Here is a 24,023-nt window from a genome sequence, read left to right as displayed (position 1 = left end):
GCGATGAGCGCTGTGAAGGAGGCCTTCACGGACTTTGGCCGGGGGCTGCGAGGAGGCGGGGTGGCGCGGCACCCCCTCGCGGCCCCCGGGGTTCAGTGGGCGACGGCCTTTTCGGCGCCGGCGCCGGTCAGCGAGCGGACCTCCATCTCGGCGTACTTCTTCTCGTCGTGTTCCTTCGACAGCACGGTGCCGAGCCAGCCGAGGAAGAACGCGATCGGGATGGACACCAGGCCCGGGTTGTCGAGCGGGAACCAGTGGAAGTCGACACCCTGGATCATCGACGCGCTCTTGCCCGTCTTCGGGTCGATCGGCTTCCCGGACACCGCCGGGGAGAAGACGATGAGCACGATCGTGACGATCAGGCCGCCGTAGATCGACCACAGCGCGCCCTGGGTGTTGAACCGCTTCCAGAACAGCGAATAGAGGATCGTCGGCAGGTTCGCCGACGCCGCGACCGCGAAGGCCAGCGCCACCAGGAACGCGACGTTCTGGCCGTTCGCCAGGATGCCGCCGACGATCGCCACCGCGCCGATCACCAGCGCGGTGATCCGGGCTACGCGCACCTCCGAACCCGGCGTCGCCTTACCCTTCTTGACCACGCTGGCGTAGACGTCGTGCGCAAAGGACGCCGACGCGGTGATCGTCAGGCCCGCGACCACCGCCAGGATCGTCGCGAACGCGATCGCCGCGATCAGGCCCAGCAGCACCGGGCCGCCGAGTTCGAGCGCGAGCAGCGGCGCCGCGGAGTTCACCCCGCCGGGCGCGGCCTTGATCTTGTCCGGGCCCACCAGCGCGCCCGCGCCGTAGCCGAGGACCAGGGTGAACAGGTAGAACACGCCGATCAGCACGATCGCCCACACGACCGAACGCCGGGCCTCACGGGCGGTCGGCACCGTGTAGAAGCGCATCAGCACGTGCGGCAGGCCCGCGGTGCCCAGCACCAGCGCGATGCCGAGCGAGAAGAAGTCCAGTTTGGACGTTCCCGTCGCGCCGTACTGCTTGCCCGGCCCGAGCAGCGCCTGTCCGGCCTTGCCGCCCTTGTCGACGGCGGCCTGCAGCAGGCTGGAGAAGTTGAAGCCGTACTTGCCGAGCACCCACAGCGTCATCGCCAGCGCACCGATGATGAGCAGCGCGGCCTTGATGATCTGCACCCACGTGGTGCCCTTCATCCCGCCGATCAGCACGTACGCGATCATGATGATGCCGACCACGACGATCACCAGCGTCTGGCCGGTCTTGCCCTCGATGCCGAGCAGCAGCGCGACGAGACCACCGGCGCCCGCCATCTGGGCGAGCAGGTAGAAGAACGACACGGCGAGCGTCGAGATCGCGGCCGCCGCACGCACCGGACGCTGCCGCATCCGGAAGGCGAGCACGTCGCCCATGGTGAATTTCCCGGTGTTACGCAACAACTCCGCGACGAGCAGCAGCGCGACCAGCCACGCCACCAGGAACCCGATCGAATACAGGAATCCGTCGTAACCGTAGACCGCGATGGCGCCCGCGATACCGAGGAACGAGGCCGCCGAGAGATAGTCGCCGGAAATCGCGATGCCGTTCTGCGGGCCGGTGAACGCACGACCGGCGGCGTAGTAGTCCGACGCCGTTTTGGTGTTCCGGCTGGCGCGGAACACGATCACGAGCGTGATCACCACGAACAGCCCGAAAATGCTGATGTTCAGGAGCGGGCTGCTGCCTTCGACGCCCGCGGCGAGCGTGCTGGTCATGCCTTCCCCTCCAGGTCTTCACGGATCTTCTCGGCCACCGGGTCGAGTTTCTTGTTGGCGTAGCGCACATACAGCCACGTGATCAGGAACGTCGACACGAACTGCAGCAGCCCGAAGACGAGGCCGACGGTGATGTTGCCGAACAGCTTGGTGCTCATGAACCCGTGCGCGTAGTCGGCGAGCAGGACATAGAGCAGATACCAGGCGAGGAACAATGCCGCCATCGGGAAGACGAAGCGGCGCAGGCGGCTGCGCAACTCCCGGAACTCCGCGCTTTCATGGGCCTTTTCCCAGACCGTGGCGTCCGGTGGCCCGCCGGTCACGTCGGTGTCTGTGGTGCTCATCGGCGTCTCCTCGCGGCACTGCGAATGTGGTGCGCGCCACGGTAGGGATCACCAGGTGAGGACGGAACCGTCAGCGGTTCAAACGCAAGCTCCGGCGACGAACGGTTGACGAACGGCGCGCGGCCGGGGACGAACGGCGCTCGTGCAGATGCAGCCGCAGCATCGCCGTCGTCGACCAGGAAGGCGGTCTGCCGCGCGAAGAGACCAGCATCATTACGCCGAATGCCGACGGTACCGACCAGAGTGCCGGTTGGGCCACCACGATCGCCACCCAGCCGTGGAGTTTGGGTCCGGCGAGGGTGAACAGGAACGAGCCCGACGAGGCCAGCAGCCCGGTGAGCACCCCGGCGATCCCGCCCGCCGCGGTCAGCCGGGGCCACCAGATGCCGAGCACGAGCAGCGGGCAGAACGTCGAGGCCGCCACGGTGAAACCCCAGGTGACCAGCTCACCCGCGCCGAAGCGCGCGGACGGCAGCGCGAGCAGCACCATCACGCCCGCGACGACGACCACCGTCACCCGCAGCCGCCGCAGCCCGCCGGGCATGAGGTCGTAGGCCAGCGCCCCGGACATCACCAGCAGCAGGCCCAGCGACGTCGCCAGGAACGCCGCGAACGCGCCCGCGGTGAGCAACGCGGTGAACAGCTGCCCCGCCCACCCACTGTCCACTTGGGACGGAAGGGCGACGACGACGGTGTCGGTCCCGCCGGACAGGTACAGCTGCGGCACCAGTACCCGGCCGAGCACGCCGTAGATCCCGGGGAACAGGTAGAACACGCCGAGCAGCGCCACGGTGATGGCCGCGGTCCGGCGGGCGGCGCGGCCGTCCGGGCTGGTGTGGAAGCGCATCAGGACGTGCGGCAGGCCCATCGTGCCCAGCATGATCGCGATCAGGATCGACCAGGTGCTCAGCAGCGGGTAGCCCTGGTCGCCGAGGTCGAGCAGCGGCCGTTGCCAGTCGGCGCCGCCCAGCGGCGCGACGCCCGGCACCGACGGTACCGGCGCGCCCTCGGCGAACGTCAGTTTGTCCTTGCTGCTCAAGGAAAGTTCGCCGGGCTGCAGGACGCGGGTGCCGCCGTCGGGCGTGCGCAGTGGCGTCGGCTCGGTGATCCGCAGCGTCGTGTCGATCTCGAACGAGACCGGGGTGTCGTGCGCGAAGCGGGTGAACTCCACCGGATGCAGGGCCGCGTCCCGGTTCACCGCGCCCGCCTGCAGGACCAGCCAGATCGCCGGGACCAGGAACAGCAGCAGCTTCAGCACGAACTGGAACGCCTGCACGTACGTCGCCGCGCGCATCCCGCCGAGCGCGAGGGTCACGCTCACCGCCGTCCCGGCGATCGCGACGCCGACCCAGTACGGCGTGCCGCCGACCGCCTTGAGCACCAGACCCGCGGTGCGGAACTGGGGGAGGACGTAGATCGTGCCGATCACCAGGATGACCACGGCGGACAGCCGGCGCAGCGCGGGTGAGGCCAGCCGCGCTTCGGCGAAGTCCGGCACGGTGAGCGCGCCCGAGCGCCGCATCGGCGCCGCGACCAGCACGAGCATCGCGATGTAGCCCGCGGTGAACCCGACCGGGTACCACAGCGCGCCGACGCCGTCCTTCACCACGAGCCCGGCCACCCCGAGGAACGACGCCGCCGACAGGTACTCGCCCGACACCGCCGCCGAGTTCACCAGCGGCGACACCCGGCGCGAGGCGACGAGGAAGTCCGACGTCGTCCGCATCGCCGCGACGCCCCGGATCCCGATCAGCAACGTCACCGCCACCACCGGCGCGACGGCTAATGCGACCCCCACTCAGGTCTCCCCGGTCACGCCGCGGTGGTGGTCTCTGAAGGCCACCTTCAGGGACCTGAACGCCCTCAAGGTGGCCTTCAGAGACTTGCCGCGCGGGATCACGGGTCGTCCTCGAGGCGTTCGGCGCGGCGCAGCTGCCAGCGGGCGAGCAGCGCCATCGCCGGGTACGGCAGCACCGCGATCATCAGCCACGACAGCGGGATTCCCCACAGCCGCACCGAATCCAGCCCGGGAAACACCGCGAACACCGCGGGCAGGCCGAGCAGCAGCGCGAAGATCAGCACCAGCGCCGGAATCCCGCGACGCCGCTGCGCCCGGTACAACTCGCTCGCGCGCTGCGCGTCCGCCGCGCGCAGCCGGGGCTGCCGCCAGCGGCCCCGCGCCTGCCGCCGCGCGTGCGCGAGCCGGGTCTGCGGGCTGGTGACGGCGACACGCCGGACGCGGCTCATCGCCGGGACCCGAGCTGACCGCGTTGCGCGGCTTCGAGCAGCCTGTCCCGCAGGTCGCGGGCGTGCCTGCGGCTGACAGGGACGTCCCCGGCCTCGGTGTGCGCTAGCAGGCCGCCGGTGGTGTCGCTGCGCAGCTCCAGCACCGCGTCGACGGCCAGCAGGAACCCGCGGTGCACCCGGCTGAACCCGGTGCCCTCCCAGTACTCCTCCAGCCGCGAGATCGGCATCCGCACCACGTGCACCCCGGCCTTCGTGTGCAGCCGGACGTAATCGCCGTGTGCCTCGGCGAACAGGACGTCGTCGCGCCGCACGTACCGGGTCCGGCCGCCGGAGTCGACCGGCAGCGCGGCCATCGCGTCGGGAGCGGGACGCGAGGGTGCCGCCATGCGCGTCACCTTCGCCAGCGCGGCCGACAGCCGTTCGGCGCGGACCGGCTTGAGCAGGTAGTCGACCGCGCCGATGCCGTACGCGGTGACCGCGTGCCCGTCGTGCGCGGTGACGAACACGATCACCGGCGGTTCGGACAGCTTCGCCAGCAACGAGGCCAGTTCCAGGCCGTCGAGGCCGGGCATGGAGATGTCGAGGAACACCGCGTCGAAATGGTCCGCCTGAAGGAGTTTCAACGCCTTCAGCGCGTCTCCGGCACCGACGACCTCACCGACTTCGGGCGCCTCGCGCAGCATCCGGCACAGCTCGTCGAGCGCGGGCGCCAGATCGTCCACAGCCAGTACACGCAACCCGGTCACGGCAGCACCCCCGGCTGGAAGCGGGGAACGCGCACGATCACCCGGGTTCCCGCGCCGACGGCGGTCTCCACGGTCAGCCCGTACCAGGGGCCGTAGACGTCGCGCAGCCGTCTGTCCACATTGGCCAGTCCGACGCCGTCGTCGGAGCCCTTGCCAGCCAGGATCTCCGCGGCCCGCTCCGGCGCCATACCGACGCCGTCGTCCTCGACCGTGATCACGCAGTGATTCCCTTCCGCCTGCCCGTCCACCTGGACGAGCCCGGTGCCCGAGCGCGGCTCGATCCCGTGCCGGATCGCGTTCTCCACCAACGGTTCCAGCACCAGGTAGGGCACCGCGACGGCGAGCACCTCCGGCGCCACCCTGACCTGGACGCGCAGCCGTTCGCCGAGCACCGCCCGCTGCAGCGCCAGGTACGTCTCGACCGCGCGGAACTCCTCGGCGACGACGGTGTATTCGCCGTGCCGGGCGAGGCTGTAGCGCGTGTAGTCGGCGAAGTCGAGCATGAGGTCGCGGGCGCGGTCCGGATCCGAACGCACCAGTGAGGCGATCACGGTCAGCGCGTTGTAGACGAAATGCGGTGACATCTCCGCGCGCAGCGCCCGCAGCTCGGCCTCCGCCGCCTGCTCCGCGGAGGCCTCCAGCTTGCCCCGCTCCAGTGCCTGGATCACCAGATCGGCGGCTTCGCGGGCCACGTTCGCGGGTACGTCGCCGACGACCAGCAGCGCGCCGGCGGGCTCGTCGTGGACGTGCAGCGGCAGGACGCGCAAGGCGGCGCCGGCACCGGGCTCCTCGTTGCGCAGTGCCTCTTCGAGCAGCTGCGCGACGACGTCGTCCGGGCCGGGTCGCCCGGACCACACCAGCGACCCGGAGAGGTCGGCCAGCCCGAGGCCCGGCACGTCGAACAGCCGCCGCAGGCCGTGCGCGGCCCGGCGGGCATGGGCCCCGGCCAGGCCGTCCATCAGGTCGTGGGTGATCCGGCGCGCGGCGGCGAGCACGGGCAGGGGATCGGCGGCCGAGGCCGCGCGTTTCGCCAGCACGGACGTCGGACCTCCCCTCGGTGCCGCTCCGGGACAGATTCGGGACAGTGCGGGACAGTGCGGAAGGAGAGTCTAACCGGGAGTGATGTCGAGAACGCCGATCCGGTTCCGTCATCCCCGCGAAAGTGCCACGATCGGCACCCGCACCCGAGGAGACCACCATGAAGCACGAAGACGTCGCCGCCGTCCTGGCCAAGCCGATTTCCGAGGAGCTGCTCGGCTCGTCGATCCCGGCCCGGCTGGCCTACGTCGGTCTGGACGGTGATCCGCGGGTCATCCCGATCGCCTTCCACTGGGACGGCGCGCGGATCGTCGTGTGCACGCTGCCGAAGAGCGCGAAGGTGCGGGCGCTGGAGAGCAACCCGCGCGTCTCGCTGACGATCGACACCGAGGGCTGCCACCCGCCGCGTGTGCTGCTGATCCGCGGCGCGGCGAGCACCGAGCTGGTGGACGGGGTGCCGGAGGAGTACGTGGCGGCCAGCCGCAAGCTGGTCCCGCCGGAGCAGTTCGAGGAGTGGTCGGCCGGGGTGCACGCCCTGTACGACCAGATGGTCCGGGTCACGATCACCCCGGACTGGGCGAAGCTCCTGGACTTCGAGACCACCATCCCGCAGTCGGTCGAGGACATCATCCGTGCCCGCCAGTAGCCGAGTGAGCTGAAGGGGACTTTCCTCGCATCGCATGCGACGAAAGTCCCCTTCAGCTCATGTCACGAGACGAAAGTCCCCTTCAGCTCAGCACTGCTGCTTGTAGAAGTACTGCGCGTTGGCGTCCATGTCCGCCTTGGTGATCGAGTGCAGGCCGGGGGTCAGGTTGCGGGTCACCGGCTTGCCCTCCAGCGCGTTCACCGCCTGCTGCACGCCCTGCTGGCCGATGGCCGCCGGGTCCTGCGCGATGAGCGCCTGGTACTCGCCCTTCTTCAGACCGTCCACTTCGGACGGGCTGGCGTCGAAGCCGACCAGGTTGACGGCCCCGACCTTGCCCGCGTTGCGCAGGCCGGTCGCCGCGCCCTCGCCGGTGTTCAGGTTGGTGGCGAAGATCCCCACCAGGTCCGGAGTGGACGACAGCGCCGCCGACACCTTCGACGCGGCCTGGTCCGGCTCGTTCTGGGTGAACTGCACCCCGGCCGACTTCAGGTTCGGGTGGTTCTTCAGCTCGTCCTCGAAGCCCTTGGCGCGGGCGTTCGTGGTCGAGGTCCCGGCGATGGTGTCGAGCACCAGCACCGAACCCTTCTTGTCACCGAGCAGCTTCGCCAGCGTCTGTGCCGCCAGCTTGCCGCCCTCGACGCTGTCCGAGGAGACCGAGGACTCCGCCACGCTGGTGTCCTTCAGCGCGGTGTCCACCTCGACGATCTTCGAACCGCGGCTCTTGACCTGCTGGATCGGCGCCAGCATCGCCTGCGCGTCGGTCGGCGCGATGAGCAGACCCGCGGGCGGGTTCGAGCCCAGCGCGTTGACGATCTGGGTCTGCATGGCCGCGTCGAACTTCTGCGGCGCCTGCGTGGTCAGCTCGTAGCCGAGCTTCTTCGCCTCGGCCTGGGCACCGCACTGCATCGAGATGTAGAACGGCTCGGCCTGCACGCCGGGCACCAGCATGAGCTTCTTGTTGTTGGCCGGCTTGGAATCACCGGAGCCGCTCTGGCCGACCTGGCCACCGCCGCACGCGGTCAGCAGGGCGGCGGCGGAGGCGAGCGCGCCGGCGGCGACGAGGGACTTTCTCAACTTCATCGTGGAGCACCTCTTTGTGCAGTAGGGAAAATTACCGGGAGTTGCGGCGACGCCGGCGCCGCTGGTCGAACCACACCGCCGCGATCAGCACGGCGCCGACCGCGATCATCTGCCAGAAGTCCTGGACGTGCGTGATGTTGAAGCCCTTCTTCAGCACGGCCGGGATGAACACGCCGATCACGGTGCCGAGGATCGACCCGACGCCGCCGAAGAGACTCGTCCCGCCCATCACCGTCGCCGCGATGGCGTTGAGGTTGTCGGTGGTGTGCGCGGAGATCGTCGTCGACGCGTAGTACGCCAGCGAGAGGAAACCCGCGATCCCGGCGAGGAACCCGGTCAGGGTGTACACCTTGAGCAGATGCGCGGTGACGCCGATGCCCGCCCGGCGCGCGCCCTCGGCGTTGGAGCCGACGGCGAAGGTGTAGCGCCCGAACTTCGTGGTGTGCAGGAGCCACGCGCCGATGAGCGTGATGACCACGGCCACCAGCACCAGGTTCGGTACCCCGCCGAAGGACGTCCCGTAGCCCAGCGTCTTGTTGAGCTCGGTCGGCACGCTGCGCACGTCGGACCCGTTGTTCAGCAGGTACGCCGCGCCGAGCGCCGCGCCCATCGTGCCGAGCGTGACGATCAGCGGCGGGATGTTCGCCACCGCGATGAGGAACCCGTTGATCAGGCCCCACACCGTGCCCGCCACGACCGCGGCGAGCAGGCCGACCAGGATGACGCCCCAGCCCGCGTGGCTCGCGTCGCCGCCGGAAAGCGCTTCCATCGTCTTCCCGGCCACCATGCCCGCGAAGATCAGCACCGAGCCGACCGAGAGGTCGATGCCCGAGGTGATGATCACGAACGTCATGCCGACGGAGAGCACCAGCAGCACCGAGGTCTCGATGAGCAGCGTCTGGAAGGTGAACAGCGTGGCGAACTCGGCGGGCGCGATCGCGGTGAACACCACGATCAGCGCGAGCAGCACCAGCGCGATCCAGAACGTGTTGGCCCCGACCAATCGCTTGCCCAGCGGCAGTTTGCCGAAGCCCGCGTCCGGCGTGGTCTGGATGTCCGGGTCCTTCTGAGCAGGGGTTGTCACGGTCATGCCGCCTCTTCCTGTACCAGTGCGCCGGTCATCGCGGCGACCAGGTCTTCCAGCTTCGTGTCGGCCCCGGTGAAGCGCGCGACGCGCTTGCCGAGCCGCAGCACCTCGATCCGGTCCGACACCGACAGCACCTCGGGCATGTTGTGGCTGATCAGCACGACCGCGATGCCCTTGTCCCGCACCTTCTTGACCACGTCGAGCACGCGTTCCCGCTGCACGACGCCGAGCGCGGCGGTCGGCTCGTCCATGAACACGACCTTCGACGCCCACACCACCGAACGCGCCACCGCGACGCTCTGGCGCTGGCCACCGGACAGCGAGCCGATCGGCACGTCGGTGCTCTGCAGCGTCACGCCGAGCCGTTTGAACTCCTCGACCGCCTGACGGCGCATCTCCGCCTTGTCCAGCATCCCGAGCTTGCCGAGGATGCCCTTGCGGTGGATCTCCCTGCCCAGGAACAGGTTCGCGGCCGGGTCGAGCTCCGGCGCGACCGCGAGGTCCTGGTACACCGTCTCGATGCCCATGCGCCGCGCGGTGGTCGGCGAGTCCAGGTGGATCTCGGCGCCGTCGAGCAGGATCTTGCCCGAGGTCGGCTGCTCCGCCCCGGACAGGCATTTGACCAAAGTGGACTTCCCGGCGCCGTTGTCGCCGATCAGTGCCGTGACCTCGCCCGCGCGGGCCTGGAACGAGGCCCCGCGCAGTGCCTCGACCGAGCCGTAATACTTCGTCAGATTCTGTGCGTCCAGCAGGATTTCGCTCACGCCTGCGACCTCTTTTCCGGAACGGGCGGACGGCAGCGGATGAGCGACAGGTCGCCCTCCACTGTGGACTGCCCGGCGTCGTGCGGGACCACGTACGTCTCGCCCTTGTTCAGCGCGTACTCGCCACCGTGCTCGGTGCGCAGCACGCCCGTGCCCTCCATGACCACCAGCACCGCGAAGGACGGGTCCAATGACAACGTTGTCGCGTTAGGACGAAGACGGTCGGCGCGGAAGAAGGCGTCCGAACCGTCGGCCAGCAGGTCCACAGTGGACGAACTGTCGGTGCCCGTGTGCTTGACGATGCTCGTGAGCCGTTCTTCGTCCCAGCCGGTGGTGTCCAGCGTTTCGATGGCGGTGTCGAAGCCGAGGCCGAGGTGGCCCTTTTCCGGATTCGCCAGGAAATCCCGCCATTCCAGCGTCAGCGAGAAGTCGGTCGGCTGCTGCAACTCGACCACGAACACGCCTTCGCCGATCGCGTGCGGCAGCCCGGCCGGGATGTAGACCGTGTCGCCCGCGGTGACCGGGATGCTGTTCAACGCGCCGAGCATGCTGGGCGCGTCCTGCTCGCGGGTCCAGTCGGCGACGGTCCGCTTGCTCACCGTCTCCTTGAAACCCGGGTACACGCGCGGGTCGTCGCCGTAGGTGCCGACGACGATCCACGCCTCGGTCTTGCCGAAGTGCGAGTCGAAGTGCTGCCGCGCGAACGCGTCGGTCGGGTGGAAGTGGACCGGCAGCCGCTGCCCGGCGTCGAGCAGCTTGACCAGCAGCCCGGTCGAATCGCCCATCGCCTCGACGTGCTTGGCGCCGAGCCAGGCGACCGGGTTCTCGCGGACCGCGTCCCGCAGCCAGACGCCGCTGGGCAGCTTCGTCAGGCCGTGGGTTTCCTGCCCGAACATCGTGGTGGCGGAAGCGACCCAGTCCTCCGGGCCGTATTTGTTGTCCGAATTGGACGCTCCGCGTAGTGCCGCGATGGCGTCGCCGCCGCGGTAGAACTGCGGAGGCTGGTTGGCCGGGAGCCGGAGGGGTTCGAGGTGCGCGTTCACTGAGGCGCCACCTCCCCGGAACCACGGGCGACTAGATGCACGGGCAGGACTACCTTTCTGGGGGCGGTGGGATCTCCTTGGACACGGGCGAACAGCAGTTCGGCCGCCGCGTGCCCGAGCGCGCCGACGTCGTGCGCGATGACGGTGACCGGCGGGTCGAGCAGATCCGCCAGCTCGAAGTCGTCGAAGCTGACCATGGCCGGGCGGTGCTCGGCGTGGGCGAGCGCGCGCAGCAGGTGCACGGCGACCCGGTTGTTCCCGGCGATGACCGCGGTGGCCGCCGAAGGCCCGGTGAGCAGTGCGCGGACGGCCTCGCCGATGCGCTCAGGCGTCGGCGTGCCCATCGCGACGAGGCTCTCGTCGTAGGGAATCCCGTTGCGCACACAGCCTTCCCGGAAGCCGCGCAGGCGCTCGGCCGCGGTGAAGATGTCCGGGCTGTCGGCCAGGAAGGCGATCCGGCGGTGGCCGTGTTTCGCCAGGTGCGTGACGGCTTCGACGGTACCGCCGAGGTTGTCGACGAGCACGGTGTCGGCCACGATGTCGCCGGCCGGGCGGTCGAGGAACACCACGGGGGTGCCCGCGCGCATCTCCGGCACGAGGTAGCCGTGCTGCATCCCGGCGGGCACGATCAGGATCCCGTCGACCCGGCGCGCGCAGAACTCCAGCGCCAGTTCCCGCTCCCGGTCGGAGTTCTCCTCCGACGAACCGGTGAGCACCTGGCGGCCGAAGGAGGTCGCGATGCGCTCGACGGCGCGGTTCAGCTCGGAGTAGAACGGGTTACCGACGTCCTCGACGATCAGGCCGATGGTGCCGGTGGTCGACCCGCGGCGCAGGTTGCGCGCGCCGAGGTTGCGCCGGAAACCGAGCTGCTCGATCGCGGCCATGACGCGTTCGGCGGTGTCCGGGTGGACGGCCGGTTCGTCGTTGACGACCCGCGAGACGGTCTTGATGCTGACGCCCGCGAGCCGGGCCACATCGCTCATCGTGGCTCGTCTGCTGGTGGTGCGGTGGCCGGATTCCGGGCCACCGGGCGACAACGTTGTCATAGTGGCAGGATTCGACATCACGACGGCGGTCCGTGTCAATACCCGAATCGATAAAGGAGACATTTTCCGGGACTGAAACGTTACGACGGACGGATGATCAGCGTGTCTTGAAACAGACAGGCTTCGACGCGAGCCTTGACGTTCTCGTGAGCCCTTGCCCATCGTTGCCCGCATCGACAGTGTGCGCGACAAGGTTGTCAGCCATGCTCCACGGTTCTGAAAAGACGACACGGGTCGCGCCTGGAGTAGGAGAGGCGATGGCGATGGCGCGAGCGCGCTTCAGAGCCGGGCTGGTGTTGCTGACGACGGCCGTGACGGCCGCGGTGGTACCCGCGATCCCCGCCGCGGCGGCGTACACCGCGGCTGCTGTCCAAGACCCCGCCAAATGGGTCAACACGTTCGTGGGCACCCGGCCGGGCGGGCAGGACCACGGCACCGGCGGCGGCGCCGGGAACACGTTCCCCGGCGCGGTGTCGCCGTTCGGGATGGTGCAGTGGAGCCCGGACACCGTGAAAGCCCAGCACGGCGGCTATTTCTACGACGACAACGCGTTGAAGGGCTTCAGCCTCACGCACCTTTCGGGCGCGGGCTGCTCGACGTACGAGGACATCCCGTTCATCCCGTTCGTCGGCGAGGTCACCACCTCGCCCGCGACCGACCCCGGCCGCTACACCTCGAAGTTCTCCCACACCAACGAACACACGAGCCCCGGCCGCTACGACGTCACCCTCGACAGCGGCGCGAAGGTCGAGCTGACCACCACCCAGCGCACCGGCTCGGGCCGGTTCACCTACCCCGCCGGCGCCTCCTCGACCCTGCTGATCAACACCTCCGGCTCGGTCATGGGCACCGACGACGCCTCGATCACCATCGGCAAGGACACCATCAGCGGCTGGGCGACCAGCGGCCGCTTCTGCGGGGCCAAGGACAGCTACCGGGTGTACTTCTCGGCGAAGTTCGACACCCCGTTCGCCTCGATCGGGACGTGGAAGAACGGCGCGGTGACACCGGGCAAGGCCGCCGAGACCGGGGGAGCGCAGCCGAAGGTGGCGCGGCCCAACGGTGACAAGGCGACACTCGCTCGCGCGGCGTCGATCGCGCCGCAGGACACGACCGTCAGCGGTCCGGGCAGCGGCGGGTACGTCACCTTCGACAACCTCGCGGGCGCGCAGGTGAACGTCCAGGTAGGACTGTCCTTTGTGTCCGTCGATGGCGCCAAGGCGAACCTGAAGGCGGAGAACACCAGGCGGTCCTTCGACGACGTCGCCAAGGCGGCCCGCAAGGCGTGGAACGACCAGCTCGGCAAGATCGCCGTCGAAGGCGGCTCGGACGCCGACACCTCGACGTTCTACACCTCGCTGTACCACTCGCTGATCCAGCCGAACGTCTTCTCCGATGTGGACGGCAGCTATCCCGGTTTCGACGGCCGGATCCACAAGGCCGAACGCGGCCACGCGATGTACACGAACTTCTCCGGCTGGGACATCTACCGTTCGGAGATCCCGCTGCTGGCGACGATCGCGCCGAAGGAGACGTCGGACATCGTCCGCTCGATGATGGCCTACGCCGAGCAGGGCGGGTCGTGGGACCGCTGGACCGTCGCGAACGACTACACCGGCGTGATGAACGGCGATCCGTACCACATCATCGTGTCCAGCGCGTACGCCTTCGGTGCCCGTGACTTCGACGCGCAGAAGGCGTTGCTGCTCATGATCAAGGGCGCGACGCAGCCGACACAGGGCTACACCGAACGGCCGGGCCTCGAGGACTACCAGAAGCTCGGCTACGTGCCCGGCGCGGGCGCCGACACGCTCGAATACACCAGCGCCGACTTCTCGATCGCGCAGCTCGCGCGGCGGCTCGGCGACAGCGCGACGTACCAGACGTTCATGAAGCGCGCGCAGAACTGGCAGAACCTCTACAACCCGGGCAGCGGACACCTCCAGCCGCGCGGCGCGGACGGCTCGTTCTCCGGGAACTACAACCCCTCCAGCTCGCAGGGCTGGGTCGAGGGCAACGGCGCGCAGTACGACTGGATGGTGCCCTACGACCTCGGCGGCCTGGTCACCGCGTTCGGCGGGAACAAGGCCGTGGAGTCCCGTTTGGACACCTTCTTCACCAAGCTGAACGCCGGAACCCATGAGCCGTATGCCTTCCTGGGCAACGAGCCGAACTCGAACGCGCCGTGGGTGTACTCCTACGCGGGTGCTCCCGCCAAGACGCAGTCCATCGTGCGCCGCGCGATGACCGACCTGTACAACCCGAAGCCCGAAGGCCTGGTCGGCAACGACGACCTCGGCCAGATGTCCTCGTGGTACGTCTGGGCGGCGCTCGGCATCTACCCGGAGATCCCGGGCCGCGCCGAGACGCTGCTGAACACCCCGTTGTTCCCGAAGGCGACGCTGACCACGGGCGCGGGCAAGAAGATCGCCATCAGCGGGCAGGGCTCGGGGAACTACGTCGCGGGCCTGAAGGTCAACGGCACCGATGTCGGCAAGGCATGGCTGCCCGAGGCGCTGATCTCGACCGGTGGCAAGCTCGACTTCGCGCTCTCGGCGACGCCGACCGCGTGGGGCAGTGCCGCCGCGGACGCGCCGCCGTCCTTCCGTGACCAGGAGAAGCCCAGCCTGTCCTTTGTGGATCCGGCACGTGTGGTGACTCCGGCGGGCTCGACGGCCAAGGCGTCGGTGGGTGTGCAGGACCTGTCCGGCACCGCACGGAAGTGGACCTGGACGGCGTCCTCTGTGGACGGTGTACAGGTGTCGCCGGCGTCCGGCAGCGTCGACGTCCCCGCGGCGGGCAAGGCGCGCGCGGACATCACGGTGAGCGTCCCGGCGGGCACGTCGGACGGCGCCCGCCGGATCCCGGTGACGTTCTCCTCACCGGGCCTGGCGAACACGCAGGCGACGCTCACGGTGCTGGTCGCGCAGCCGGGGAGCTGGCTCGCGACGGTGAACAACGCCGGGATCTCGCCGGACGCCAAGCCCGAGGCGGCGAACTTCGATGGCGGCGGCTGGAGCTACTCGGCCGACGCGTTGGCCGCGGCCGGGGCGAAGCCGGGTGGCACGGTCGGTTCGGACGGGCTCAAGTTCACCTGGCCGTCGGCCGCGGTCGGGGACCCGGACAACATCGCCGCGTCCGGGCAGACCCTGAATGTCTCGGGCTCGGGCCGGTTGTCGCTGCTGGGCGCGGCGGCGAACGGGAACGCGTCGGGGACGCTGACGATCACCTACACCGACGGCAGCAAGTCGACCGCGAACGTCGGGTTCTCCGACTGGACGCTCGGCGGCGGCGCCAACCAGCCCGCGTTCGGCAACCGCGTCGTGCTGTCCACGCCGTACCGCAACACCGCGGGTAGCACCCCGCAACAGATCCGCACGATGGTGTTCGCCACCGCGCCGATCACGCTGGACGCCGGTAAGACCGTCGCCAGCATCACCTTCCCGGCCACGACGTCCGGCGGCGAACTGCACGTGTTCGCCGTCGCCGTCGGCTGAGATCGCCGAAGTCTCTGAAGGCCACCATGAGGGCACTCAGTTCCCTCATGGTGGCCTTCAGAGCACATTACGAGGAGGCTCGATGAGGAGCAGAAGGCTGGGGGCGGGCGCGCTGGCGCTCGCCGTGGTGGCGACCGGGCTGACGCCGGTCGTCGCCGAGGCCGCGCCGGCGGACGTGATCGACAGTGTCAACACGTTCATCGGCACCAAGGACGACGGGAACACCTTCCCCGGCGCGTCGGCGCCGTTCGGGATGACGCAGGTGAGCCCCATCGGCTCGCACTACGCGGGCTGGCGTTACGACGACACCGCGATCCGCGGCTTCGGGCATTTCTTCCTGTCCGGCGCGGGATGCTGGGAACAGGGCGGGCTCGTCTCGACCCTGCCGACCACCGGCGCGGTCGGGCCGGGGGCGGCGTTCGACACGACCAAGCCCGCGACGTTCGACCAGAAGCGGTACGCCTCGCCGTACACCCATGACGGCGAGGTCGGAAAACCCGGCTACTACAAGGTCCGGCTCACCGGCTACGGCGGCATCGACGTCGAGACGACCGCGACCACCCGCACCGGCGTCGAGCGCTACAACTTCACGACTGCGCAAGATAAAGAACAGGGCGACGCCAACGTGTTCGTCAACGTCGGGCAGGCCAACGACAAGGAACCGGTGACCGCGAGCAGCATCCGCGTCGTCGACGACCGGACGGTCGAGGGCACGGTGGAATCGCAGGCGTTCTGCGGCGGCAAGCCGTACACGACGTGGTTCCGCACGACGTTCGACAAGCCGTTCAAGTCCTCGGGAACCTGGTCGCCGACCGGCGGCACACCGGGGAGCAAGGAGTCCTCGGGCGGCGCGGGCCTGCGCGGCGCGTGGCTCACCTTCGACGGCGGCCCGGTGACCGCGACCACCGCGATCTCCCAGGTCGACGCGAACGGCCCGAAGGTCAATCTCGCCGCCGAGCGGGTCCGCCCGTTCGACAAGGTCCGCGCCGACACGCAGCGCACCTGGCGCCAAGAGTTGTCCACTGTGGACATCAAGGGCGGGAAGCCGGACGACCGCACGGTCTTCTACACCTCGCTCTACCACTCGCTGCTCCAGCCGCTGACCGGCAACGACGCGGACGGCCGCTACTACGGCTTCGACAAGAAGATCCACCGCGCGGTCGGCTGGACCTATTACGACTTCTTCTCGCTGTGGGACACCTATCGCTCACAGAACCAGCTCCTCGCGCTGCTGCGTCCCGATCGGGCCAAGGACATCGCGAAGAGCGTCCTGGCGATCCACGACCAGGGCGGCTGGCTGCCGCGATGGGCGTACGCGAGCCAGGAGACGAACACGATGACCGGCGACCCGGTCACGCCGTTCCTGGTCGACCTGTGGCGCTATGGGGCGTTGTCCGGCAACGAGGTCAAGGCGTATCAGGCGCTGTTGCAGAACGCGCGCGAGGTGCCGCCGGCGTCGTCGCCGTTCCAGGGCCGTTCCGGGAACCCGAGTTACCAGAAGGACGGATTCGTCCAGTACGACCCGAATTTCCCGAAGAAGGGCCAGGACACCGACCCGAACCATGGCGCGTCGGCGACGCTGGAGTACGCGCTCGGCGACTGCTCGCTGTCGATCATGGCGGCCGCGCTGGGCAGGAAGGACGACGCGAAGGCGCTTTCCGAGAAGTCCCGCACCTACCGCACGTTGTGGGACACCAGCCAGAACGACCGCGGGTTCAGCGGGTTCTTCCGGCCGAAGGTGGCGGGCGGCGGCTGGTTCACCCCGGCGGACAAGCCGTACAGCCCGCAGAGCCAGGACGGGTTCCACGAGGGCACGTCGTGGCAGTACCAGTGGCTGACCCAGCAGGACGTCCCGGGCATCACGAAGCTCATGGGCGGCAAGGAGAACGTCGACAAGCGGCTCGACGACTTCTTCGCCTACTCCGACCTCGTGGCCGATCCGGCCAAGACCGTGCGCGAGAAGTGGGTCGTCGGGCCGTACAACTACTACAACCAGTTCCGGTACAACCCGAACAACGAACCGGACCTGCACGCGCCGTGGATGTACACGCTTTCCGGGCAGCCGTGGAAGACCTCCGCGGTGCTGCGCGCGGCGCAGACGCTGTTCACCAACGCGCCCAACGGCGTGACCGGCAACGACGACCTCGGCCAGATGTCGGCGTGGTACGTCTTCAGTGCGTTGGGGATCTACCCCGGTGCGCCTGGTACCGGGAACTTCCTGTTGTCCGCGCCGCGGTTCTCGAAGTCGGTCATCCACCTGCAGAACGGACGCGACGTGACGATCGCCGCGGGCGGGGCGGACGGCGCGAAGCTCCAGTACGTCGCGGGTCTGCGGGTCGGCAACGGCTGGTGGTCGTCGCCGAGTGACCGCGCGTACGTCAGCTTCGAGCAGCTCAACCGCGGGGTGACGCTGGACTTCCAGCTCACCGCCGACGCCGCCAAGGCCACCTGGGCGACCGGCCCCGGCGGCGCCCCGGCGTCCCCCTGCGCCGGGTAGCCCAGGGGCCGCCTCAACTGGTTCAGACCGGTACGGACCGGGGCCCGTGAGCATCATCACGGGCCCCGGTGTTCCGGTGAGGGCCGTCACGTATCACACTGGTGTTACACACGTCCGACAGCGCTGTTGACGTCCACCCGGGAATCCCGTTTGGACACAGTGAGGTCGGACATGTTCGTGTAGAGCGCCAGTGAGAGTGTGAGACCCACTCAGGAGGAGTCGTGTCCAGCAAGGCCGCTTTAGTATTCCGCGTGGCCGCAGTCGCCGAAGCCCTGTCCTGGGCCGGCTTGCTGATCGGGATGTTTCTCAAGTACGTCGTCCACGCCGCGAACGACGGCGGTGTCCCCGTCCTCGGCATGGTGCACGGCGTCATCTTCGTCCTGTACGTCGTGATCTCCCTCTCCGTCGCGAAGCCCCTCGGCTGGCGGCCTCGCACGCTGGTCCTCGCGCTGCTCTCCTCCATCCCGCCGCTGTTCACCTGGCTGTTCGAGAAGTGGGCGCTGCGTAACGGCAAGCTGGACGGCCCGCAGCGGCTGAGCCAGGGCGGCACCGGCCTCTTCCAGGCGAAGACCCCGGAGACCGCCGCGGCCTGATCTCGCGTCTTCTTCGTACGGCCCCCGTGAGCACCGCTCGCGGGGGCCGTTCTCATTCCGCCTCGCGAATAGCCTTTCGGGCGGCACGAACTGTCGGTGTCCGTCGCTACGCTGAGCGTGACCAGACGGGCGAAGCCGTCGTGGAGTTCCCGCTCTACCTACCTCTGGAGGCAGTTCGTGCGGCTCGGTGACAAGAAGCGCGGCGAGGAGAAACTGAGGTCAGGTGACAACTGGCTGACTCGTGACGCTTGGGCGGCGCAGTGGCAGAACTTCGAGCGGAGTGCGTGGCGCCTGGAAACTCTGCCTGTTTACAAGGTGGGGCCGGAAGAGGGTGAGCTCGAACGCTTCCTGGCAACCGGCGAGGCCGAGCCACCCACACACTGGTACGAAGAGTTGCGGGAGCACGCTGCGGCAGGCCGCACGGTCGGTCGGGTGCACACGCTCACCTCGCCGCTCAGTGACTACCTGCGGTTCGAATTCACGGCCTACCCGGGCAGCGTCGATGCCGGGGAGGACGTCCGCATTCTCGACTACTCGCGAACGCCGAATCCGGGGCTGCCTGACCAGGACTTCTGGCTGTTCGACGACGAGGTGGTCGTCCTGATGCACTACGCCGAGGACGGCACGCAGCTGGGCCGGGAGCGGCTGGTCGACCTGGACCCTGAGCCCTATGTTCGGTACAAAGAGCTGGCGATCCAGCACAGCGTCCCGTTCCTGGAGTACGTCGCGAAGGGCTGATATTCAAACCCGAGAGCGCCGCAGCTGGCCAGCCCAGCTTCGCGGAAGCCCTGCGCATCCTGTGCAGGGCTTCTGGGCTGCCCTGATCCTCGGTTCCTCGACGACGGCCCCCGTGAGCATCGCTCACGGGGGCCGTTTCATGTCTGGTCTCATTCCGCCTCGCGAATAGCCTTTCGGGCGGCACGAACTGTCGGTGTCCGGCAGTACGCTCGCTGTGACCGGTTCCGAGGGGAGAGGTAGCCATGAAACTGAAGAGACTCGCTGGCGATTGCGACGACAACGATTGCGCCAAGGTGTCGTTGACGGAGTGGGGAACAGTCGTCGTCCAGGGTGACCTGTTGCAACCCGAAGGCGACCTACATCCCGGGCGAGGTGAGGCTGCTGTGGAGATTTCGCTCGACCTGCTTCTGGAGGCAGCTCGTGCGGCCCGGTGACGAGAAGCTCAGGTCAGGTGAGAACTGGCTGACCGGTGAAGCCTGGGATGCGCAATGGCGGAAGTTCGAACGGAGCGCATGGCGGCTGGAGACGCTGCCCGTCTACCGGGTTGGCCCGGAGACGGGCAAGGTCGAGCGGTTTCTCGCTACCGGCGAGATCAATCGCTCCAGTCGCTGGTCCACCGAGTTGAGGGCCCATGCGGCGGCGGGCCGCACAGTCGGCCGGGTGCACACCATCACTCCGCCGCTGAGCGACTACCTGAAGTACGAGTTCGCGTGCTACCACGAAAATGTCGAGGCAGGCGAGGAAGTCCGGATCCTCGACTTCTCTCGGACGCCGAACCCGGGGCTCCCTGACCAGGACTTCTGGATGTTCGACGACGAAGTGATCGTCCTGATGCACTACGCCGAGGACGGTACACAACTGGGCCGGGAGCGGCTGGTCGACCTGGACCCTGAGCCCTATGTTCGGTACAAAGAATTGGCGATCCAGCACAGCATCCCGTTCCTGGAGTACGTCGCGAAGGGCTGATGTTCGAACCTGAAAGCGTCGAGGCCAGACAGATCAGCCTCGCGGAAGCCCTGCGTACCCTGCGCAGGGCTTCCGGCCTGTCCGGTGAACGGCTGGCCGACAGGACAGGTATCAGCCAGTCCAAGATCTCGAAGATCGAAACGGGCAAGCTCCGGCCGAGCATCACGGATGTGGAGCAGATCGTTCATGCGCTCGGCGTCGACCGTGGCTACGCCCACGAGCTGCTGACGCTGGCGCAGCTGGGCACTGTGCAGTACGAGTCCGACCGCGACAAGAGCAAGCTCGGCTGGGGCAAGGTCCAGGATCAGCTCGCCGCGATCGAGCGGTCTGCTGCCGAGATACGATTCCTTCTCCCGACCATGATCACCGGCCTGCTTCAGACGCCCGAGTACGCGTCGGTGGCTGTAAATCATCCGGTGGGGCGGCAAACGCCTGAGGCGGTCCAGCGGGAGATCGTCGCGCGGAAGCTTGCTCGGCAGCGAATCCTTTACGACACCGGAAAACGGTTCAGATTTCTTTTCGCCGAAGCGGCCTTGCGCTGGCGCCTCCTGCCTGCTCCGGCAATGGCGATCCAGTTGGACAAGGTAGTGTCATTCGCCGCGCTCTCAAGCGTCTCCGTGCAGGTCATCCCGCTTTCGGTGACTATGGCCGACGCGCCACTAGAGGTCTTTGTCGCCTACGACGACCGGCTGGTGAGGATCGAGACCTCGACGTGCGTGCTGGCCTTGCGTGATCCGTGGGACATCGCGTTCTACCGGGCGCAGTTCGACCACTTCTCGTCATCCGCGCTCGGCGGTGAAGAGGCGCGAGAATTCATCAGTGGTATCGCTGACGAGTTTCGCATGGCGGATGGGTGAATTCACGTCGTGGAATATCGGAGGTCGATTCTGGTGACGTGAATACGTTCGGGTGAGTGCGGTTTCCTGGCGCGAATATTCCGGTCGAAGAATTGAATTCGTGCTTATCGTCCGGTGAATGGGTGAACGGCTCGACTGGCGGCTGATCTGGTGGGTGAACACCGGTAAGGCCCTGCACGCGCTGGCGCGCGAAGTGCCGCGTGGCGTGGCGGCCACCCGGCACGCGCTGTGCGGTGAACAGGTGCGGGTGGTCGTCCGGCCCTGGCTCGTCGTGCCGGGACCGGTGCCGATACGGGAGTGCCCCGCCTGCCGCGCGAAGGTGAACGCGGCGCGGCCGGAACGGACCTCCCGGCTCGGTTTTCCGTCCTGATCGGACGGATTGGACGATCCGGAGTGGAGCGCTTACTCCGTGAAGTCGCCCGCGGCGCGGCGGACCTTCGTCAGCAGGTCGGTGAGCTGTTCGGTCTGGCGGCCGGTCAGGCCGGTGAGCCCGAAGTCGATGGCGGTGACGGCTTCGGTCGCCTCCTCGCGGCGGGTGCGGCCGTCGTCGGTGATCTCGACCAGGGTCGTGCGCCGGTCGGTGGGATGCGGGACACGCTTGACGAGCCCGTCGCGCTCCAGCCGGTCCACTATGTTGGTGACGCTGGTGGGATGCAGTTGCAGCCGTTCACCCATCACGCGCATGGGCAGGCTCGCGCTGCGGGCGAAGGTGAGCAGCACCAGCGCCTCGTACCGGGCGAAGGTCAGGCCGTGGGGCTTGAGCGCGCCGTCCACCGCGGACTGGATGATCTGTTGCACCCGCATCACGCCGGTGACCGCGGCCATGGTGCCGGAGGGCCCGATCCGGGCCTCCCACAGCTGCGCCGCGCGGGCAATCGGGTCGAACGGCAGCGGACGGTTCATGACGGTCGAAGTTACCAGCGGGTACCGGGTTCGTGTCGGCTGACCGGGAATAAAGAGAGGACACAAGATGATCGTCGCCTTCAGTGTCAGCCCGTCCGGTGGGGACTCCGACGGCGGAGTCAGCGAGGCGGTCGCCCGCGCGGTGCGGGTCGTGCGCGAGTCGGGGTTGCCCAATTCCACCAACGCGATGTTCACCAACATCGAGGGCGAGTGGGACGAGGTCATGGCCGTCGTCAAGCGCGCGGTCGAGGCGGCGGGGGAGGGCTCGGCGCGGGTCGGGCTGGTGCTCAAGGCCGACATCCGGCCGGGCTACGAAGGACAGCTCGAGGCGAAGGTCGAGCGCGTCGAGGCGCGGCTGAAGGAGTGATCAGGGGAGCGGAGGCGTGAACGCGACCTTCCAGCGTCCCTTGGCCTCGGTCAGGGCGAGCGGATAGGAGAACCGTTCGCCCTGCGCGCGGACGCCGGTGACCACCGCCTGGGTGGGCTGCCGCTCGTCGGGGGCCAGCTGGACCGCCACCTCGCGGACCTCGCCGCTGTCCAGCTTGGCGAGGTAGCTCTTCGCGAAGTCGCCGGAGTCCTTGCCGCCGTAGTCGACGAGGTTCGCCAGCGCGTCGGAGTCGCGGGTGGTCAGTGCCGTGGCCAGCTGGTCGCGCAGGTTCGACGGCGAGTCCGCGCCCGCCTCGGGCTGGTGCGCGATGAGCAGCGTGATCGTGGTGATCCAGGCCACCAGTGCGAGGACAGCCCCGCCGACCCGGACGTCTCGCTTGCTCACCATCGGCCCGCCCTCTCGTGCTTCTGGGGCCGAGCTTGCCCCACGGCAGGTTTCCTGCCAACCGGACGGGCCGGACACCAGCGGTGAAACGCTCGCGGATGCGTGCCAGGATGGAGCCGTGACACACCCACGCGGATCTGCAGCAGCGAAGTCAGCGGCCATGTCCGCCGCCCTCTCCGGCGCGGTCGATCTGTCCGCACTGAAGGCCCGTGCCGAAGCGGCACGCAAACAGCCGGCGGCCCCGCCCGAGGGCGGCGGCCCGGCACCGTCCGGGAACGGTGCGCCCTCGGGCGACGCCGTGATCGAGGTCACCGAGGCGACGTTCCAGGCCGAGGTCGTGGAGCGTTCGCTGCGCCAGCTGGTGATCGTCGACCTGTGGGCCGAATGGTGCGGCCCGTGCAAGCAGCTCAGCCCGGTGCTGGAGAAGCTCGCCGGCGAGAGCAACGGCGCCTGGGTGCTGGCCAAGGTCGACGTCGACGCGAACCCGCGGATCGCGCAGCTGTTCGGCGCGCAGTCGATCCCGACCATCGTCGCGATCGGCGCGGGCCAGCCGGTGGACGCGTTCTCCGGCGCCCTGCCCGAACCCGAGATCCGGAAGTGGCTCGGCGCGCTGATGGACGCGCTGCGGGACAAGCTGCCCAGCATCACCGCGGCCGAGCAGGGCGGCAGCCCCGTCGAGGAGCCAGAGGACCCGCGGTTCACCGAGGCCGAGACCGCTTTCGAGCGCGGCGACTTCGCGGCGGCGCAGGCGGCCTACGAGCGCATCCTCGACGTCGAACCCGCCAACGAGCAGGCCAAGACGGCGCTCGCCCAGGTCAAGTTCACCGCCCGCGCCGAGGCAGCCGACCCGGAGGCGCTCGCGAAGGCCGACGCCGACCCGTCGGACATCTCCGCGCAGCTCGCCGCCGCCGACCTCGAGGTCGCGGAGCAGCAGGTCGAGGCCGGATTCGCCCGGCTCATCGCGACCGTGCGCCGGACGGCAGGGGACGACCGCAACAAGGTCCGTGAGCACCTGGTGGCGCTGTTCGACCTGTTCGACCCGGCCGACGAGCGCGTCATGAAGGCACGCCGCGACCTGGCCAGCGCCCTGTTCTGACCCAGCGCCCCCAGCGAGGCTTTCTCACTGAGGTGCCGGGGTGATGTCGCGAACGCTCCGTTCGGGACGTTGATCGTCGGCAACGGAGCGTTCGCGACACCGGGCAATGCCGGCGGCGTGCGCGAGGAAGTGCGAGGGACGCCCTGGGCGCATCCACCGGACCCGATTGGGGCGCTCGGCGCCGAAGATCAAGTGCGCGCCGGGATTACGTCTCGAACGCGTCGTTGGAGACGGTGAGCGACCTGAACGCGTCGTTCACGACACCGGCGCAGCGGGGCTGGGCGCACTGCCCATGTCGCGTAGCCGCCCGTCGGGGGGTTAATCGACGCGAGCGGC

The 24,023-nt window shown here is 68.7% G+C and carries 24 protein-coding genes; 11 read left to right on the top strand and 13 right to left on the bottom strand.

Going from position 1 to position 24,023, the window contains the following annotated elements; translation table 11 throughout:
- Window positions 1-92: 92 nt before the first annotated feature.
- The 6 genes from ACFWX1_RS43745 to ACFWX1_RS43720 all read right to left on the bottom strand — a co-directional run bounded on the left by ACFWX1_RS43745 (window position 93) and on the right by ACFWX1_RS43720 (window position 6,098).
- Window positions 93-1,727 carry a cation acetate symporter gene (locus tag ACFWX1_RS43745; protein ID WP_378395806.1) on the bottom strand — a complete coding sequence of 545 codons (1,635 nt, stop codon included), beginning with the start codon at window positions 1,725-1,727 and terminating at the stop codon, window positions 93-95.
- Window positions 1,724-2,071 (bottom strand): DUF485 domain-containing protein, encoded by a 348-nt coding sequence (locus ACFWX1_RS43740; protein ID WP_378395805.1) that lies wholly within the window; start codon window positions 2,069-2,071, stop codon window positions 1,724-1,726. Before ACFWX1_RS43740 ends, ACFWX1_RS43745 begins: the two co-directional genes overlap by 4 nt.
- A gap of 70 nt (window positions 2,072-2,141) precedes the next feature.
- The gene (locus tag ACFWX1_RS43735; protein ID WP_378395804.1) at window positions 2,142-3,869 is read right to left on the bottom strand and encodes a cation acetate symporter; all 1,728 of its coding nucleotides are present in this window, start codon (window positions 3,867-3,869) and stop codon (window positions 2,142-2,144) included.
- Window positions 3,870-3,967: 98 nt separating this feature from the next.
- Window positions 3,968-4,318, bottom strand: coding sequence for a hypothetical protein (locus tag ACFWX1_RS43730; protein WP_378395803.1), 351 nt, complete (start codon window positions 4,316-4,318; stop codon window positions 3,968-3,970).
- On the bottom strand, window positions 4,315-5,064 hold the full coding sequence (locus ACFWX1_RS43725; protein WP_378331097.1) for a LytR/AlgR family response regulator transcription factor: 750 nt from the start codon (window positions 5,062-5,064) through the stop codon (window positions 4,315-4,317). Before ACFWX1_RS43725 ends, ACFWX1_RS43730 begins: the two co-directional genes overlap by 4 nt.
- Window positions 5,061-6,098 (bottom strand): sensor histidine kinase, encoded by a 1,038-nt coding sequence (locus ACFWX1_RS43720; RefSeq protein ID WP_378395808.1) that lies wholly within the window; start codon window positions 6,096-6,098, stop codon window positions 5,061-5,063. The genes ACFWX1_RS43725 and ACFWX1_RS43720 overlap by 4 nt, the downstream gene beginning before the upstream one ends.
- A gap of 164 nt (window positions 6,099-6,262) precedes the next feature.
- Between ACFWX1_RS43720 and ACFWX1_RS43715 the strand changes: the two genes are divergently transcribed.
- Window positions 6,263-6,748, top strand: a complete 486-nt coding sequence (locus ACFWX1_RS43715; RefSeq protein ID WP_378395802.1) for a pyridoxamine 5'-phosphate oxidase family protein — start codon at window positions 6,263-6,265, stop codon at window positions 6,746-6,748.
- 87 nt (window positions 6,749-6,835) lie between these two features.
- Here the strand turns inward: ACFWX1_RS43715 and ACFWX1_RS43710 are convergent, their stop codons facing one another.
- Genes ACFWX1_RS43710 through ACFWX1_RS43690 form a run of 5 tightly spaced genes read right to left on the bottom strand, consistent with a single transcriptional unit; the run spans window position 6,836 to window position 11,705 of the window.
- Complete coding sequence (locus ACFWX1_RS43710; RefSeq protein ID WP_378331099.1) at window positions 6,836-7,828, bottom strand: ABC transporter substrate-binding protein; 993 nt, start codon at window positions 7,826-7,828, stop codon at window positions 6,836-6,838.
- A 31-nt stretch (window positions 7,829-7,859) separates the two neighbouring features.
- The gene (locus ACFWX1_RS43705; protein ID WP_378339057.1) at window positions 7,860-8,918 is read right to left on the bottom strand and encodes an ABC transporter permease; all 1,059 of its coding nucleotides are present in this window, start codon (window positions 8,916-8,918) and stop codon (window positions 7,860-7,862) included.
- Window positions 8,915-9,679, bottom strand: a complete 765-nt coding sequence (locus tag ACFWX1_RS43700) for an ATP-binding cassette domain-containing protein (protein ID WP_378331101.1) — start codon at window positions 9,677-9,679, stop codon at window positions 8,915-8,917. Before ACFWX1_RS43700 ends, ACFWX1_RS43705 begins: the two co-directional genes overlap by 4 nt.
- A complete protein-coding gene (locus ACFWX1_RS43695) occupies window positions 9,676-10,722 on the bottom strand; it encodes a class I mannose-6-phosphate isomerase (protein WP_378395801.1) in 1,047 nt (348 codons plus the stop codon). Before ACFWX1_RS43695 ends, ACFWX1_RS43700 begins: the two co-directional genes overlap by 4 nt.
- Window positions 10,719-11,705, bottom strand: coding sequence for a LacI family DNA-binding transcriptional regulator (locus ACFWX1_RS43690; RefSeq protein ID WP_378395807.1), 987 nt, complete (start codon window positions 11,703-11,705; stop codon window positions 10,719-10,721). Before ACFWX1_RS43690 ends, ACFWX1_RS43695 begins: the two co-directional genes overlap by 4 nt.
- Before the next feature lie 320 nt (window positions 11,706-12,025).
- On the opposite strand from ACFWX1_RS43690, the gene ACFWX1_RS43685 reads away from it, so the two are divergent.
- From ACFWX1_RS43685 to ACFWX1_RS43650, 8 genes are all read left to right on the top strand, one after another.
- Window positions 12,026-15,265 carry a GH92 family glycosyl hydrolase gene (locus ACFWX1_RS43685; RefSeq protein ID WP_378395800.1) on the top strand — a complete coding sequence of 1,080 codons (3,240 nt, stop codon included), beginning with the start codon at window positions 12,026-12,028 and terminating at the stop codon, window positions 15,263-15,265.
- 82 nt (window positions 15,266-15,347) lie between these two features.
- A complete protein-coding gene (locus ACFWX1_RS43680) occupies window positions 15,348-17,762 on the top strand; it encodes a GH92 family glycosyl hydrolase (RefSeq protein WP_378395799.1) in 2,415 nt (804 codons plus the stop codon).
- A 221-nt stretch (window positions 17,763-17,983) separates the two neighbouring features.
- On the top strand, window positions 17,984-18,355 hold the full coding sequence (locus ACFWX1_RS43675) for a DUF3817 domain-containing protein (RefSeq protein WP_378331116.1): 372 nt from the start codon (window positions 17,984-17,986) through the stop codon (window positions 18,353-18,355).
- A 177-nt stretch (window positions 18,356-18,532) separates the two neighbouring features.
- Window positions 18,533-19,093 (top strand): DUF6879 family protein, encoded by a 561-nt coding sequence (locus ACFWX1_RS43670; protein ID WP_378395798.1) that lies wholly within the window; start codon window positions 18,533-18,535, stop codon window positions 19,091-19,093.
- Between the two features lie 242 nt (window positions 19,094-19,335).
- Window positions 19,336-19,527: a hypothetical protein gene (locus ACFWX1_RS43665; RefSeq protein ID WP_378395797.1), complete on the top strand. Its 192-nt coding sequence runs from the start codon at window positions 19,336-19,338 to the stop codon at window positions 19,525-19,527.
- Complete coding sequence (locus tag ACFWX1_RS43660) at window positions 19,514-20,059, top strand: DUF6879 family protein (RefSeq protein WP_378395796.1); 546 nt, start codon at window positions 19,514-19,516, stop codon at window positions 20,057-20,059. The genes ACFWX1_RS43665 and ACFWX1_RS43660 overlap by 14 nt, the downstream gene beginning before the upstream one ends.
- Window positions 20,059-20,916, top strand: a complete 858-nt coding sequence (locus ACFWX1_RS43655) for a helix-turn-helix domain-containing protein (RefSeq protein WP_378395795.1) — start codon at window positions 20,059-20,061, stop codon at window positions 20,914-20,916. The genes ACFWX1_RS43660 and ACFWX1_RS43655 overlap by 1 nt, the downstream gene beginning before the upstream one ends.
- A 118-nt stretch (window positions 20,917-21,034) precedes the next feature.
- Window positions 21,035-21,286, top strand: coding sequence for a hypothetical protein (locus tag ACFWX1_RS43650; protein WP_378395794.1), 252 nt, complete (start codon window positions 21,035-21,037; stop codon window positions 21,284-21,286).
- Window positions 21,287-21,318: 32 nt separating this feature from the next.
- On the opposite strand, the gene ACFWX1_RS43645 is transcribed toward ACFWX1_RS43650, so the two are convergent.
- Window positions 21,319-21,819 carry a MarR family winged helix-turn-helix transcriptional regulator gene (locus tag ACFWX1_RS43645; protein WP_378395793.1) on the bottom strand — a complete coding sequence of 167 codons (501 nt, stop codon included), beginning with the start codon at window positions 21,817-21,819 and terminating at the stop codon, window positions 21,319-21,321.
- Between the two features lie 67 nt (window positions 21,820-21,886).
- Between ACFWX1_RS43645 and ACFWX1_RS43640 the strand changes: the two genes are divergently transcribed.
- Entirely contained in the window at window positions 21,887-22,186 is a 300-nt protein-coding gene (locus ACFWX1_RS43640) for an MTH1187 family thiamine-binding protein (protein WP_378395792.1), read from the top strand.
- Here ACFWX1_RS43640 and ACFWX1_RS43635 read toward each other — a convergent pair whose 3' ends face one another.
- The gene (locus tag ACFWX1_RS43635) at window positions 22,187-22,594 is read right to left on the bottom strand and encodes a hypothetical protein (RefSeq protein WP_378395791.1); all 408 of its coding nucleotides are present in this window, start codon (window positions 22,592-22,594) and stop codon (window positions 22,187-22,189) included. It lies immediately after the preceding gene.
- 115 nt (window positions 22,595-22,709) lie between these two features.
- Between ACFWX1_RS43635 and ACFWX1_RS43630 the strand changes: the two genes are divergently transcribed.
- Window positions 22,710-23,687 carry a tetratricopeptide repeat protein gene (locus ACFWX1_RS43630; RefSeq protein ID WP_378395790.1) on the top strand — a complete coding sequence of 326 codons (978 nt, stop codon included), beginning with the start codon at window positions 22,710-22,712 and terminating at the stop codon, window positions 23,685-23,687.
- The last annotated feature ends 336 nt before the right edge of the window (window positions 23,688-24,023 follow it).

Origin of the sequence: Amycolatopsis sp. NPDC059021 (genome assembly GCF_042739895.1) — a bacterium.
Classification (GTDB): Bacteria; Actinomycetota; Actinomycetes; order Mycobacteriales; family Pseudonocardiaceae; genus Amycolatopsis.
Note: the sequence above shows the minus strand (reverse complement) of the source record. Positions and strands in the feature narration are given on the sequence as shown.